A 270-nucleotide genomic window follows, 5' to 3' on the forward strand; every position below is an offset into this window, starting at 1 on the left:
TCCACTTCGACCTGTACCACGTTATCCGTCGTACCATCAACCTGCCGACCTACACCCTGGAAGCGGTTTACGAAGCGATCTTCGGTAAACCGAAAGAAAAAGTTTACGCGGACGAAATCGCGAAAGCGTGGGAAACCGGTGAAGGTCTGGAACGTGTTGCGAAATACTCTATGGAAGACGCGAAAGCGACCTACGAACTGGGTAAAGAATTCTTCCCGATGGAAGCGCAGCTGTCTCGTCTGGTTGGTCAGCCGCTGTGGGACGTTTCTC

The 270-nt window shown here is 52.6% G+C and carries 1 pseudogene; it reads left to right on the forward strand.

Features of this window, described 5'->3' with window-relative positions:
• A pseudogene (locus SB751_RS30785) lies at positions 1-270 on the forward strand (DNA polymerase); the annotation flags it as partial.

The sequence above is a fragment of the Cupriavidus sp. SIMBA_020 genome (genome assembly GCF_046535395.1).
Classification (GTDB): domain Bacteria; phylum Pseudomonadota; class Gammaproteobacteria; order Burkholderiales; family Burkholderiaceae; genus Cupriavidus; species Cupriavidus campinensis.